Below are 13,802 nucleotides of genomic sequence, written 5' to 3' on the forward strand. Positions count from 1 at the left end.
CTTTTATTAGTTAATGTAATGTTAACACAATGATCTCAATGGCGATAAATGGCGTTTTATACCGCAGGATAAGCGGATTATCAGGCCTGGGCGGCAAATTCAGGTAAATATTGCTGCCCGGACCCATCTGAGCTGACAATAAGCAATAAAATCAAAATTTGTGTTTTATCGCAGTAGATCACAATCGGTATTTTCAGTAGGTTATAAAAAGTTTGTTACTGTTTCATTTTGTAGACAGCGAAAGATGGCGAGGAAGATTTTGCCGTCCTGGCGTTGTTGGGCAGAAAAGTAAACCATCATCAAAAACCGATGGAAGGGAAAACTATGCGTATTGGTGTACCACAAGAAAGGCTAGCCCAGGAGACCCGGGCCGCCGCCACGCCGAAGACCGTTGAGCAATTGCTCAAACTCGGCTTTAGCGTCGCGGTAGAAAGCGGCGCCGGGAAGCTGGCCAGCTTTGACGATGAGGCCTTTGCCGAGGCAGGAGCTGAAATCGTGACCGGCGACGAGGTATGGCAGTCTGATGTCATCCTTAAGGTCAATGCTCCGAATGACGATGAAATTGCCCTGCTGAATCCGGGGACCACGCTGATTAGTTTTATCTGGCCGGCGCAAAACCCGCAGCTGATGGAAAAACTGGCGGCCCGTAATATCAACGTAATGGCGATGGATTCCGTGCCGCGTATTTCCCGCGCCCAGTCGCTGGATGCGCTCAGCTCAATGGCCAACATCGCCGGGTACCGCGCTATCGTTGAAGCGGCGCATGAATTTGGTCGATTCTTTACCGGGCAGATTACGGCGGCAGGCAAGGTTCCGCCCGCCAAGGTGATGGTCATTGGCGCCGGGGTAGCCGGTCTGGCGGCGATTGGCGCCGCCAACAGCCTGGGCGCTATTGTTCGCGCCTTCGATACCCGTCCGGAAGTGAAGGAGCAGGTGCAGAGTATGGGCGCCGAGTTCCTCGAGCTGGATTTTAAAGAGGAAGCGGGCAGCGGCGATGGCTACGCCAAGGTGATGTCTGAGGCCTTTATTAAGGCTGAAATGGCGCTGTTCGCCGCGCAGGCGAAAGAGGTCGATATCATTGTCACCACGGCGTTAATCCCGGGCAAACCGGCGCCGAAGCTGATCACCCGCGAAATGGTCGACTCCATGAAATCGGGCAGCGTGGTGGTCGATCTGGCCTCGCAAAACGGCGGCAACTGTGAGTACACCGTACCGGGCGAAGTGGTGACCACCGCCAACGGCGTGAAAATCATCGGTTACACCGATCTTCCTGGCCGTCTGCCGACCCAGTCCTCCCAGCTCTACGGCACCAACCTGGTGAACCTGCTGAAGCTGCTGTGCAAAGAGAAAGACGGCAATATCGTTATCGATTTCGATGACGTGGTAGTGCGCGGCGTGACCGTTGTTCGCGAAGGTGAAATCACCTGGCCGGCGCCGCCGATTCAGGTCTCCGCTCAGCCGCAGGCCGCGGCGAAAAAAGTGGAAGCGCCGAAAGAAGCGGTGAAACCGGCGTCGCCGTGGCGCAAATATGCGCTGATGGCGCTGGCGATTATTCTCTTCGGCTGGCTGGCCAACGTGGCGCCAAAAGAGTTCCTCGGCCATTTCACCGTCTTCGCGCTGGCCTGCGTGGTGGGTTACTACGTGGTGTGGAACGTCTCCCATGCGCTGCATACGCCGCTGATGTCGGTGACCAATGCCATTTCGGGCATTATCGTGGTTGGCGCGTTGTTGCAGATAGGCCACGGCGGCTGGGTCAGCTTCCTGAGCTTTATCGCGGTGCTGATCGCCAGCATTAATATTTTCGGTGGTTTTACCGTGACTCAGCGCATGCTGAAAATGTTTCGCAAAGGATAAGGGGTAGCACATGTCTGGTGGATTAGTAACGGCTGCATACATTGTTGCTGCAATCCTGTTTATTTTCAGCCTGGCGGGCCTGTCGAAACACGAAACGTCGCAGCAGGGCAACTATTTCGGCATCGCCGGGATGGCCATTGCCCTGATCGCTACCATCCTGGGGCCGGACGCCGGCAACGTCGGCTGGATTATTCTTGCGATGGTGATCGGCGGGGCGATCGGTATTCGTCTGGCGAAGAAGGTCGAGATGACCGAAATGCCGGAGCTGGTGGCTATCCTGCACAGCTTCGTGGGTCTGGCAGCGGTGCTGGTGGGTTTCAACAGCTACCTGCAGCATGAAACCGGTATGGAGCAAATTCTGGTCAATATTCATTTGACCGAAGTGTTCCTCGGGATCTTCATCGGCGCGGTGACCTTCACCGGTTCGGTGGTGGCGTTTGGTAAACTGCGCGGCAAAATTTCCTCCAGGCCGCTGATGCTGCCCAATCGCCATAAGCTGAACCTGGCGGCGCTGGTGGTTTCCTTCATCCTGATGGTGATTTTTGTTCGCTCTGACAGCACCGGCACCCAGGTCCTGTGCCTGCTGGTGATGACCGCGATCGCGCTGGCCTTTGGCTGGCACCTGGTGGCCTCTATCGGCGGTGCGGACATGCCGGTGGTGGTCTCGATGCTCAACTCCTACTCGGGCTGGGCGGCGGCGGCGGCGGGCTTTATGCTGAGTAATGACCTGCTGATCGTCACCGGCGCGCTGGTGGGCTCTTCCGGCGCCATCCTCTCTTACATTATGTGTAAGGCGATGAACCGCTCCTTTATCAGCGTGATCGCCGGGGGCTTCGGCACCGATGGTTCCTCAAGCGGCGGCGATGAAGAAGTGGGCGAGCATCGCGAGATTAGCGCCGAAGAGACGGCGGAGATGCTGAAAAACTCGCACTCGGTGATCATCACCCCGGGCTACGGTATGGCGGTGGCTCAGGCGCAGTATCCGGTAGCAGAAATTACCGAGAAGCTGCGGGCGCGGGGTATCAAAGTACGCTTTGGTATTCATCCGGTGGCCGGGCGCCTCCCGGGGCATATGAACGTCCTGCTGGCGGAAGCCAAAGTGCCTTACGACATCGTGCTGGAGATGGATGAGATCAACGACGATTTCAGCGACACCGACACCGTGCTGGTGATCGGCGCCAACGATACCGTCAACCCGGCGGCGCAGGACGATCCGAAGAGCCCGATCGCCGGCATGCCGGTGCTCGAGGTGTGGAAAGCGCAGAATGTGGTGGTCTTTAAGCGTTCAATGAACACCGGTTACGCCGGCGTACAGAACCCGCTGTTCTTTAAAGAGAACACTCATATGCTGTTTGGCGATGCTAAAGCCAGCGTCGATGCGATCCTGAAAGCGCTGTAATGTAACATAATTGTTTTACAACGTTTGTTTATAAGCCGTCTCCTGTGAGACGGTCTTTTTTATATGCAGGGAGATGCCTGGAATTGTTCATAAAATAAGCGGCAAGAGGTGATATAATGTTCCGGTTCTTACATCAGACAGAGGATATTATGGATACCGAGTTAACCCCAACGCAGATGGCCATCGAATTCTTACGCCGCGACCCCACCGTCATGACCCCAGCGCAGTATCTGAAAAAACTTAAACTGCTGGAGCTGGAGTTTGCTGACCTGATGGCGCTCTCCTCGCTGGAGCTGAAAGAAGAGATCGATCTGGCCTGGCGTCTGGGTATCCACTAAGCCATTCTCGCTGGACAGTGACAGGGGCCGCCAACGGCCCTTTTTTTGTGCCTGGCTGGCAGCAAGCAAAAAAATCCCCCGCGAGGCGGGGGAAGATGAGTGGTAGCGGTTAATCGTCGTCGTCGTCGTCCAGTTCCACCGGCGTCTGGTAGGCCTCCGGTTTCAGCACCAACAGGTCACAGCGCAGATGATCGACGACCTGTTCCGCGGTATTGCCGAGGAACGCCGCCGACAGGCCGGTACGTCCGACCGTTCCCAGCACCACGATCCCCGCCTGCAGATGCTCGGCGAGGTCCGGGATCACCTCTTCAGGCAGTCCTTTTTCGACGTGGGTGAATTTTTCATCGATGCCAAACTTCTGCCGCAGCGCTTTCATCGCCAGCAGATGCTGGCCGCGGATCGCGTCGTTGTAGACGCTGGGATCAAAATCCGGCAGTTCTATCGCGATATTGATCGGCGTCACCGGGTAGGCACCGATCAGGTGCACTTCAGTGTGGTTGACTTCTTCCGCCAGCGACAGCGTCTCGCGAACCAGCTTCTCGTTAAGGGTGTTGTGATAATTCTCTTCGCTGGCGAGATTGACGGCGACCAGCGCTTTGCCGCCTTCCGGCCACGGCTGGTCTTTGACCATCCACACCGGGCAAGGGCATTTACGCAGCAGATGCCAGTCCGTCGGGGTAAAGATCACCGCCTCCAGTTTGTCGTGCTGGTGGGCCATCTTCAGCAGCAGATCGTGTTTCTCACTGACCACCTCCTGAATAATCGCTTCGAAGGGGCGGTTGTGCCACACCACTTTCACGTCAATCGGCACGCCCGATTCCAGGTAGAATTTCGCCTGCTCGCGGATCCAGGCCGTTCGTTGGGCAATGACGCCCTGGCGCATTGCCGTCCTCTCGTCCGGCGACAGCAGGGTGGTCATTTCATAGGAAAAATCATAGATCGGCAAAAAGGCTTTGATGCGTCCACCAATCCGTTGGTGCAGGTACACCGCTCGCCTTAGCGCCGGCTGGTCGTCCTGGTTAGGATCGATTACTACCAGCATGCTCTGATACTTCGCCATACAGGGTCTCCTTACAACTGCAGCTACCGTCAGTTATTAAAAAGATAACCTATATGGATGAATTGAAACAGGGGAGGAGCCTGGTCAGATCAACAAATCTGAAAAAATTGCCGATCGTGACCAGGTATTGCGCAGAGATTAAGCGACGTTGCGCGCCTGTCCGGCCAGCTGGGCCAGCAGATCGCTGTTTTCAATAGTGATATATTTGCCTTTCACCGCCAGCATGCCGCTTTTCTGAAAACGGCCCAGCAGACGGCTGATGGTTTCGACGGTGAGGCCGAGATAGTTGCCAATATCGCCGCGGGTCATGGTCAGCCGGAACTCACGTGGTGAGAAGCCGCGCTGGGCGAAACGACGAGAAAGGTTATAGATAAACGCGGCCAGGCGCTCTTCGGCATTCTTTTTGGAAAGCAACAGGATCATATCCTGGTCGCCTTTAATCTCACCGCTCATCAGGCGCATCATCTGCTGACGCAGATTGGGCATTTTTCCGGAAAGATCGTCAAGGGTTTCGAAGGGGATCTCGCAGACCATTGAGGTTTCCAGCGCCTGCGCAAAGCTCGGGTGCAGACCGGTGCCGATGGCGTCAAAGCCCACCAGGTCGCCCGCCAGATGGAAGCCAGTAATCTGCTCATCACCTTGCTCGGTGATGGTATAGCTTTTGATGGTCCCGGAGCGAATAGCGTACAACGACTTCAGCTCATCACCGGCTTTGAACAAGGTTTGACCTTTCTGGATAGGCTTTTTCCGCTCGATAATATTATCCAGCTGATCAAGCTCATGCTCGTTCAGAGTAAAGGGGATGCAGAGCTGGCTAATGCTGCAATCCTGACAATGGATTGCACAACCGCCAGACTGAATGCGTCGAATAATTCGCTTCTCAGGGATCATATGTCTGCTCAGGCCTTAATTGATATTGGTCAATTTTAACATCTTTTTGATCAGCAGGTAAGTCTTCAGGCCCGGAAACACGTAATATCAGCAGGGTAAATCAAATTGCTTGTGTATCTATTTGATTAAAAACAGATTATTACGCCACTTTTGATTGTAAAATTACCTGAAAATTCCAGAAAAGGCATTTTCAGTCAAAGCAACAGATAGCCCTCGTGACGCAAAAGCCACTCTTTACGCTGTACGCCGCCGGCATAGCCGGTCATGGTGCCGTTGCGCCCGATGACCCGATGGCAGGGCACCACGATACTCACCGGATTGGCGCCATTGGCGGCGCCCACCGCGCGCGCGGCGCCGGGACGACCGAGCGCCTCGGCCAGTTGGCCGTAGTGCATCACCTGGCCACAGGGGATTTCGCGTAACGCCTGCCAGACCTGGCGCTGAAAAGGGGTGCCGGCGGTGGCGGTAGGCAGAGTCTCGATAATGGCTAAATCGCCGGCAAAATAGTCGCTCAGCTTACTGCTGAGACCGCCGGGATTGCGGCAGTCGACGCGCTGATAGCCTTCCCGGCGATAGTGTACCTCGAGCAGCGTTTCCATCCGATCGCGGTGCTCGTCCCACTCGACGGCGCGCAAATTAAACTGTTCGTCGCAAAGCACCCACAACGGCCCCAGCGGGGTATCCATTTTATCCTGCAGCAAGGTCAACATCGTTTCTGTCATCCACCATCGTACATGAGAGGCACACGATACCACGCGCTGACGGCAGTCAACTATACTCCCAAAAGGTAAAACCGCATCGCCAGATAGCACGGCGGGCTATCCGCCGTGGAGGTATTCTGCGATCGCCACGATGATTTATTTTTGGATCGATCCTGGCGGGTTACCGGACAGGGTTTTTGCTACTTTTAAGCTGACGACGTCGGTCCTCCGCGCCGCTGTGCGCGCTCGGGAAAGTGCTACCGCGTCGGCGCGGCGCGGTTAATAACTCAGAGGTGGAGCTATGCAATATATACTGACTGGCGTAATCGTACTGATCTTCAGCGGTCTGGTTATTCATGGTATGTCGCTGTTGCTTGAGCGAGGGTATCGCGCGCTTTTCGGCATATTCGCCGGAGCCGGGGAAGCGACCCGTAAGTTCAAAGTGAAGATATCGCGTTAAGCTAAGGTGGCCGTCCCTGGCGCATCGGTGGGTTAAGACAGCCGCGGATAGATGTCAGGGCCGATCGGCAGTCCCACCAGATACCAGCCCACCAGCAACAGCAGCCAGACGGCGAGAAAAATCAGCGGGTAAGGGAGCACCAGCGAGTAGTAGGTGCCGAGGCGGGCATCCGGCCGGTAGCGCTGTAGAAAGCCGAGAAACAACGGCACAAACGGTGACACCGGCGCCAGCGGCAGCACCGATGAATCAGCGATACGAAACAGGATCTGCGCAAACGCCGGGTGAAAGCCCAACAGCATAAACATTGGCACGAAGATCGGCGCCAGAATCGACCAGATGGCCGAGCCGCTGGCGATAAACATACACAGAAAAGCCGACAGCAGCGCAAGGCCGACAAACGCCGGAACACCGTTCATGCCTGAACTCTCCAGCAGGTCCGTCAGACCGACGGCCATAAACTTGCCCATGTTGCTCCAGTTGAACATCGCCACGAACTGCGCCAGCGGGAAGACCATCACGATAAACCCGGCCATCTCTTTCATCGGCTCAATCATCAACTGCGGCAGGTCGGCCTGGCGGCGAATTTTGCCGGTGGCGATGCCGTATGCCAGCGACACGACAAAGAAGAAAAAGATAATTAGCGGCACGATGCCTTTGATAAACGGCGAGGGCATGACCGTATGCTGAACCGGATCGCGAAGAATACCGTTTTCGGGGACCACCATCAGGGCGATGACCGCCACGAATACCAGCGTCGCCACGCCGGCGATGCGCAGGCCGAACCGCTCCCCGGGCGTCAGCGTCTGCAGCTTTTCATCACGACTGCCTTGCCACTGGCCCAGCCGCGGCTCGACCAGCTTATCGGTGATCAGTCCGCCGACGAGCGTCAGAACGATCACTGAAGTCGCCATAAAGTACCAGTTGTCGATCACGCTGACGTGCAAAGAGGCATCGATGGACTTTGCCGCCTCGGTGCTGATCCCGGAGAGCAGCACGTCGGTGGTGACAATCAGTAGATTGGCGGTAAAGCCGCAGCCCACGCCGGCTATCGCCGCCAGCAGACCAGCGACAGGATGCCGACCGACGGCAAGAAACATCAGCGCTCCCAGCGGCGGCATAATCACCAGCGCCGCATCGGAAGAGATATGGCTGAAAAAGGCGATAAACAGCACCATATAGCTGGCATAGCGGGCGCTGACGTGCGAGGCCATCTTGACCATCAACGCCGGTAACAGGCCCACCCGCTCGGCAAAGCCGGCGCCCAGAACCAGGGCGAGGATCGCCCCCAGCGGCGCGAAACCGCTGAAGTTTTTAATCACGTTCGGCAAAAACCAGTGCAATCCTTCCACGCTGAGCAGGTTTTTGACCACCACCCGCGAACCGTCAGTTGGGTTTTGTACCCCAACGTTGAGGGCGGAGAGGATTGCCGTGGCAGCGATCAGCACGGCGATGAGATAGATAAACAGCAAAAACGGGTGCGGGACCTTGTTACCGATCTTCTCTACCCAGCCATAGCGCTTTCCGCCGGGGGAAGATGACGGTATGGATGACATACTCATGGGCATTCCTCTGTTGTCGTTGTTGTGTTGGGCAGGCCTGCTCCCGTACTGCCGGCGGTTATTATGGGCGGTGCGTGCCGCGATCCGGTCAGCGTTGGCCAGGAGTAGCCTCTAAGTGGTTATCGTAAAACGGACGGACTCACCTCCGCCGGGATCGGGCAACGATAGGGGCGTTCGGCCAGTACCTGCCTGAGCTCTTGCTGGCTGGCCTCCAGCAGGGCGCTGTCGCTGAATAAATGGATGGCGGTCGCCGCGAGGACTTTCCCCGCCAGCAACATCCCTTTATGGGCAATGGAGGTTCTGCCCTGGCTCACCAGCTGCCAGCTGTGCAGCGGGGTACCCACCGCGAAGCACGGGCTGAAGCACTGGGCCACCGGCGCTTTCCAGCTAACATCGCCGACGTCGGTGGATCCGGCGAGGACGTTATCCGTGGCCGCCCAGGGCGCCACCTCATCAATCAGCAAGGTGTCGCGGTGACGACGAGCGAACGTTTTGCCTTCCTCGCCACTGGTGCCGGCAATATTGTTCAGGCTGTTGTTAATATCGTTGGCGCTGAGAGTGGCGCGGATCGCCGCGGCAAAAGCGCGTTCCTCGTCGCTCCAGGCGGGGGTACCGTAATGACAGACCGCCTGATACATCGCCGCCTCAAGCGTGCGGTTGGGCAGATAGCTGGAGCAGGCTTTTTCAAAGCGGCAGCTGACCTGGGTCTCGGTCATCAGCGCGGCCCCCTGGGCAATCTTCTCTATGCGGGCGAAGATTTGCTCAGCGTCGGCCATCTCCGGCGCGCGGATCAAATACAGCACTTCCGCCTGCGCCTGCACCACGTTGGGCGAGACGCCGCCGGTATCGGTAATGGCGTAATGGACGCGCGCCTTCTCGATGATATGTTCATTGAGGAAATTGCTGCCGGTGGTCATCAGGGTGACGGCATCCAGCGCGCTCCGGCCCAGGTGCGGCGAATTAGCGGCGTGGGCCGCGGTGCCGGTAAATCGCCATGCCGCCTGAATGTTGGCGAGGGTGCGGGTGCTGAACATCCCGGCCCAGGCTTCCGGATGCCAGGTCAGCGCCGCATCGACATCATCAAACAACCCTTCGCGCACCATAAAGGTTTTTCCCGAACCGCCTTCCTCGCCGGGACAACCGTAGAAGCGCAGAGTGCCGCTGTCGCCGTGCTGCTGCAGCCAGCCTTTGGCGGCGACCGCCGCGGCGAATGCCGCGGTGCCGAGCAGATTGTGCCCACAGCCGTGGCCGTTGGCTCCCGGCGTCAAGGGCGTCGGTTCCGCGCTGTGGGCCTGCTGGCTGAGTCCCGCCAGGGCGTCAAATTCGCCGAGCAGGGCAATGACCGGTTGGCCCTCACCGACGCTGGCGATAAAGGCATTCGGGATCCCGCCAGCATCGCGGGTGAGCTGAAAACCTTCCGCCTCCAGGGCGTCGGCCAGCCGTTGGGCTGACCAGAACTCCTCAAAGCGGGTCTCCGGGTGGTCCCAGATGTCGTCGGCGATGGCGCAGTAAGTGTCGCGTTGTGCCTCAACCACCTCGTCCACAAACTGAAAAATGGCTTCCATTACACCCCCCGCTGCCAGGGAAAGTTAAGCGCGACGCGCGCCAGGGTTTCGACCGCTACCGCCATCACGCTCTCGTCGAAGTCAAACTTTTCGTTGTGGTGACCGGCGCTGAGTTCAGTGCCGAAAATCATGTACGAGGCGAGGCCGCCGCGCGCCTGGACCCGGGCCATCATCAGGGTGGCGTCTTCCGAGCCCGCCGGGGCGGCGATGCGATCCACCGCCTGTTGCACGCCGGGCACCCGGGCGGCCTGTTCGCGCAGATAGTCCACCCACGCCGGCGACGGTGCGCTGGCGGTCGCCGCGCCCATCATGCGCAGTTCGTAGCGGGCTTCGTACATCGCCGCAGCCCCGGCGACGACGTGCTGCGCCCGCTCGAACACGTACTGATTAATGGCTTCGCTTTCGCCGCGGGTTTCCACTTTTAACAGCGCGGAAGAGGGCACCACGTTGCGCCCGGTACCGGCCTGCATCACCCCGACGTTGACCCGCGAGGCGCCGGCGCTGTGCGGCGGGATGGCGTGCAGGCCAAGGGCGGCCTGGGCGGCGGCCAGCAGCGCGTTGCGCCCGTCCTCGGGCTTGCCGCCGGCGTGGGCGGCCACGCCGCTGAACTGCACGTCGAATTTGGTGGTGGCCATAAAGTTGTCTCCACCGCAGACCACGGTACCTGCCGGCACGCCGGTCCCGATATGGATCGCCGTGAAATAATCCACGTCATCAACCACGCCGGCGGCCACCATCGCGCGGGCGCCGCGGGTACCCTCTTCAGCAGGCTGGAAAATCAGTTTAATGACGCCATTGAGCTGGGCGGCATACTGCTTGAGCACATGCGCCAGCCCCAGCCCGATGGCGGTATGGCCGTCATGGCCGCAGGCGTGCATCATGCCGGCGTTGCAGGAGGCGAAATGATCGCGATGGGGGCGGTGGCTGTCGTCATGCTGTTCGTTGAGATCGAGGGCATCCATATCGACGCGAAAGGCCAGGGTTGGTCCGGGCCGCCCGGTGTCGAGCGTGGCCACCACGCCGGCGAAACCGCCTTCAAACGCTGGCAGCCAGCGCTCCGGCGCGCCCTGTTCGCGGGCGCGTTCGAAAGCCTGGGCCAGGGTCTCCTCGTCCGGCAGCCCCATCCGGCTGTCGGCATCGATGACGTCGCGGCCTAGCGCCAGCTGATAGCCTAGCCCGTCAAGAATATCCGCGACCATACTGGCGGTGCGAAACTCCAGCCAGCCGGATTCAGCGTGCAGGTGAAAATCACGGCGCCATTGGGTCATGGAGGGCGCCAGTTGGCGGAGGTATTCATCAAGTTGCGGCATAGCTTATCCTGTCATAAGTAAAAAATGTGACGGCGTTCACGATGTGATAGCTTTTGTTTATCACTGACGCGCTACAGGCCTTAACAACCTTAACCTGCCACAGCCTGATGGATTACAGTAGATGTCATTTTCTTCTGTCTGATAAGCAACGGTTATCACTAAAAGCATGGCATTTCAGATTAAATTTCATCAAATTCGCGCCTTCGTCGAAGTAGCCCGGGAAGGCAGTATCCGTGGCGCCAGCCGGGCGCTGGCGGTCTCGCAGCCGGCGCTGACCAAAGCGATTAAAGAGCTGGAGGAGGGGCTTTCCGCCCAGCTGTTCGTCCGCCGCAGCCAGGGGGTGGCGTTAACCGACAATGGCGAAAGTTTTTATCAACATGCGAGCCTGATCCTTGAGGAGCTGCGGGCGGCGCAGGATGAACTGCTGCAGCGCCAGGGGGAACAGGCCGGGCAAATTAATATTGGCCTTGGCGCCAGCGTCGCCCGGTCGCTGATGCCGTCGGTGATCTGCCGCTTTCATCAGCAGCATCCGCAGGTGAAGGTACGGATCATGGAGGGTCAACTGCTGGCGATGATTAATGAGCTGCGCCAGGGGGAGCTGGATTTCACCATTAATACCTATTACCCCGGGCCGTACGACCATGAGTTCAGCTTTGAGAAACTGTTTGAGAAACCGTTCGCGGTGTTCGCCCGCGCGGGCCATCCGGCGGCGCAGGCCACCTCGCTGGGAGAATTGATGGATCACCACTGGACCATGCCGACGCCGCGCGGCAGCTACTTCAAGCAGCTGCAGGAATGCTTCGAACAGCTGGGACGGGAGCCAAAGGTGGGGATCGTCTGCGAAACGTTCTCATCCTGCATCAGCCTGGTGGTGAAAAGTGATTTTCTCAGCATCCTGCCGGTGGAGCTGGGCAACGACCCGCTGATGGCCGACAAACTGGTGATGATCCCCATCCGTGAAGTGTTACCCACCGCCACCTATTATCTGATCCAGCGGCGCGATACCCGACAGACGCCGCTCACGGCGTCGTTAATCACCCTGTTCCGCCGCCAGAGCCGACAATTGTTTCCTTAATCGTTCGTCACGCTCACTTTGCCAGCGAACGCGGCTAAACGCGTTGAGAGGGGAGCGCGAGGCGGCTATAGTAGCTGGCGACAGCCGCTGGAGGAGAGCCCATGAACCTTGATGACAAATCCCTGTTTCTTGACGCCATGGAAGATGTCCAGCCTCTGAAACGTAATAATGACGTGCACTGGCATCCCGGGCGTAACAGCCGGGCCCCGCAACGCGTCGATACCCTGCAGCTGGATAATTTTCTCACCACCGGCTATCTCGATATCGTGCCGCTCGCCACGCCGCTGGAGTTTAAGCGAGAAGGGCTGCAGAGCGGCGTGCTGGATAAGCTGCGGCGGGGGAAATACAGCCAGCAGGCGAGCCTCTCCCTGCTGCGCCAGCCGGTGGAACAGTGCCGGCAGATGCTCTTCGCCTTTATGGTGCAGGCGCAGAAAGAGGGGTTACGCAATGTGCTGATCGTTCACGGCAAAGGCCGCGACGACCAGTCCCACGCCAATATTATCCGCAGCTATCTGGCGCGCTGGCTGGAAGAGCTGCCGGAGGTGCAGGCCTTCTGCGCCGCGCTTCCGCATCATGGCGGCAGCGGCGCCTGCTATGTCGCGCTGCGTAAATCGGCGCAGGCGAAGCAGGAGACCTGGGAGCAGCACGCCAAGCGCAGTCGTTAGCGCAGAAGCAGCGTCAGCTCGCGGGCGGCTTTTTGCAGCTCCGGCAGCACGCGCTCGATCATCTCGCGGGCCGTCATCTGGCCCGCATGCACCCCGACGTTGAGCGCCGCCTGGACCTGCCCCTGAGCGTTAAACAGCGGGACCGCGAGGGAGCGCAGCCCCATCTCCAGCTCCTGATCGTTGAGGGCATACCCCTGCTGATGCACCCGTTTCAGTTCGGCGCGCAGCTTCGCCACCGAATCCACCGTCTGTGGGGTATAGCGGATCATGGTCACCCGGGCCAGCATATCGTTGAGCTTCTCCTCCGGCTGATGGCTCAGCAGCACCCGGCCCATCGAGGTCGCCCACGCCGGAAGGCGACTGCCGATATCCAGGTCGATGGTCATAATCCGCGAGCTGGAGGCGCGGGCGATATACAGGATATCGTCGCCGTCGAGGGTGGCGATGGAGCAGGACTCATTGAGCATTTCGCTCAGATGCCGCAGCACCGGCTGCGCCGAACGCGCCAGCGGCGTCGAGGCCAGCCAGGCGTGGCCCAGCGCCAGGATCCGCGGCCGCAGCTGGAAATTCTTACCGTCTTCGGCATACACGAACCCCAGCTTGCTCAGGGTATACAGGCAGCGGCGCACCGCGGCGCGCGGGATGCCGGTCTTCTGACTGATCTGTGAGATAGACAGCAGGGGCCGCTGCGGCGTGAACGCCTGAATCACCTCCAGACCCCGCGCCAGGGAGGCCATAAAGTTAGGATCGCCTTTAAACGGATCGCCGTCGCCGGTCAGTAAATCGTCTGGATGCTTGTCCATTTCTGTTCCCCATATTTGCCATCGATCACATTCTTTCGCTAAAGATAACCGATGTTCGATTATCGCACCATATTTCGATTATCGCCCTTGACCGACATCGTTAAGCGGGTCACATTTTGTGC

General features: G+C 58.7%; 15 protein-coding genes. 6 read left to right on the forward strand and 9 right to left on the reverse strand.

The features are described 5' to 3' along the window. Positions 1-10: 10 nt before the first annotated feature. Both KPHS_24310 and KPHS_24320 read right to left on the reverse strand, forming a co-directional pair. Positions 11-127 carry a hypothetical protein gene (locus KPHS_24310; protein YP_005226731.1) on the reverse strand — a complete coding sequence of 39 codons (117 nt, stop codon included), beginning with the start codon at positions 125-127 and terminating at the stop codon, positions 11-13. 74 nt (positions 128-201) lie between these two features. Beyond that, complete coding sequence (locus KPHS_24320; protein YP_005226732.1) at positions 202-345, reverse strand: hypothetical protein; 144 nt, start codon at positions 343-345, stop codon at positions 202-204. Between KPHS_24320 and KPHS_24330 the strand changes: the two genes are divergently transcribed. From KPHS_24330 to KPHS_24350, 3 genes are all read left to right on the forward strand, one after another. Continuing rightward, positions 325-1,854, forward strand: coding sequence for an NAD(P) transhydrogenase subunit alpha (locus tag KPHS_24330; protein ID YP_005226733.1), 1,530 nt, complete (start codon positions 325-327; stop codon positions 1,852-1,854). The genes KPHS_24320 and KPHS_24330 overlap by 21 nt on opposite strands. A gap of 10 nt (positions 1,855-1,864) precedes the next feature. Then, positions 1,865-3,253 carry a pyridine nucleotide transhydrogenase gene (locus KPHS_24340; RefSeq protein YP_005226734.1) on the forward strand — a complete coding sequence of 463 codons (1,389 nt, stop codon included), beginning with the start codon at positions 1,865-1,867 and terminating at the stop codon, positions 3,251-3,253. Between the two features lie 149 nt (positions 3,254-3,402). Next, positions 3,403-3,591, forward strand: a complete 189-nt coding sequence (locus tag KPHS_24350; protein YP_005226735.1) for a hypothetical protein — start codon at positions 3,403-3,405, stop codon at positions 3,589-3,591. Between the two features lie 109 nt (positions 3,592-3,700). On the opposite strand, the gene KPHS_24360 is transcribed toward KPHS_24350, so the two are convergent. From KPHS_24360 to KPHS_24380, 3 genes are all read right to left on the reverse strand, one after another. Continuing rightward, entirely contained in the window at positions 3,701-4,651 is a 951-nt protein-coding gene (locus KPHS_24360; protein YP_005226736.1) for a universal stress protein UspE, read from the reverse strand. A gap of 138 nt (positions 4,652-4,789) precedes the next feature. Beyond that, a complete protein-coding gene (locus tag KPHS_24370; protein ID YP_005226737.1) occupies positions 4,790-5,542 on the reverse strand; it encodes a fumarate and nitrate reduction regulatory protein in 753 nt (250 codons plus the stop codon). 194 nt (positions 5,543-5,736) lie between these two features. Then, positions 5,737-6,252 carry a methylated-DNA--protein-cysteine methyltransferase gene (locus KPHS_24380; protein ID YP_005226738.1) on the reverse strand — a complete coding sequence of 172 codons (516 nt, stop codon included), beginning with the start codon at positions 6,250-6,252 and terminating at the stop codon, positions 5,737-5,739. A gap of 292 nt (positions 6,253-6,544) precedes the next feature. On the opposite strand from KPHS_24380, the gene KPHS_24390 reads away from it, so the two are divergent. Next, positions 6,545-6,703, forward strand: a complete 159-nt coding sequence (locus KPHS_24390) for a hypothetical protein (RefSeq protein YP_005226739.1) — start codon at positions 6,545-6,547, stop codon at positions 6,701-6,703. A 32-nt stretch (positions 6,704-6,735) separates the two neighbouring features. On the opposite strand, the gene KPHS_24400 is transcribed toward KPHS_24390, so the two are convergent. The 3 genes from KPHS_24400 to KPHS_24420 form a co-directional block, all read right to left on the reverse strand. Beyond that, a complete protein-coding gene (locus KPHS_24400) occupies positions 6,736-8,262 on the reverse strand; it encodes an aminobenzoyl-glutamate transport protein (protein ID YP_005226740.1) in 1,527 nt (508 codons plus the stop codon). 119 nt (positions 8,263-8,381) lie between these two features. Further along, positions 8,382-9,827, reverse strand: a complete 1,446-nt coding sequence (locus KPHS_24410; protein YP_005226741.1) for an aminobenzoyl-glutamate utilization protein — start codon at positions 9,825-9,827, stop codon at positions 8,382-8,384. Then, positions 9,827-11,137: an aminobenzoyl-glutamate utilization protein gene (locus tag KPHS_24420; RefSeq protein ID YP_005226742.1), complete on the reverse strand. Its 1,311-nt coding sequence runs from the start codon at positions 11,135-11,137 to the stop codon at positions 9,827-9,829. Before KPHS_24420 ends, KPHS_24410 begins: the two co-directional genes overlap by 1 nt. Before the next feature lie 166 nt (positions 11,138-11,303). On the opposite strand from KPHS_24420, the gene KPHS_24430 reads away from it, so the two are divergent. Continuing rightward, positions 11,304-12,212: a putative DNA-binding transcriptional regulator gene (locus KPHS_24430; protein ID YP_005226743.1), complete on the forward strand. Its 909-nt coding sequence runs from the start codon at positions 11,304-11,306 to the stop codon at positions 12,210-12,212. Positions 12,213-12,313: 101 nt separating this feature from the next. Continuing rightward, a complete protein-coding gene (locus KPHS_24440; RefSeq protein YP_005226744.1) occupies positions 12,314-12,877 on the forward strand; it encodes a DNA endonuclease SmrA in 564 nt (187 codons plus the stop codon). Here KPHS_24440 and KPHS_24450 read toward each other — a convergent pair. Beyond that, positions 12,874-13,680, reverse strand: coding sequence for an IclR family transcriptional regulator (locus KPHS_24450; RefSeq protein ID YP_005226745.1), 807 nt, complete (start codon positions 13,678-13,680; stop codon positions 12,874-12,876). The two genes, KPHS_24440 and KPHS_24450, sit on opposite strands and share 4 nt — an antisense overlap. Positions 13,681-13,802 lie beyond the last annotated feature (122 nt).

Source organism: Klebsiella pneumoniae subsp. pneumoniae HS11286 (assembly GCF_000240185.1).
GTDB classification, from domain to species: domain Bacteria; phylum Pseudomonadota; class Gammaproteobacteria; order Enterobacterales; family Enterobacteriaceae; genus Klebsiella; species Klebsiella pneumoniae.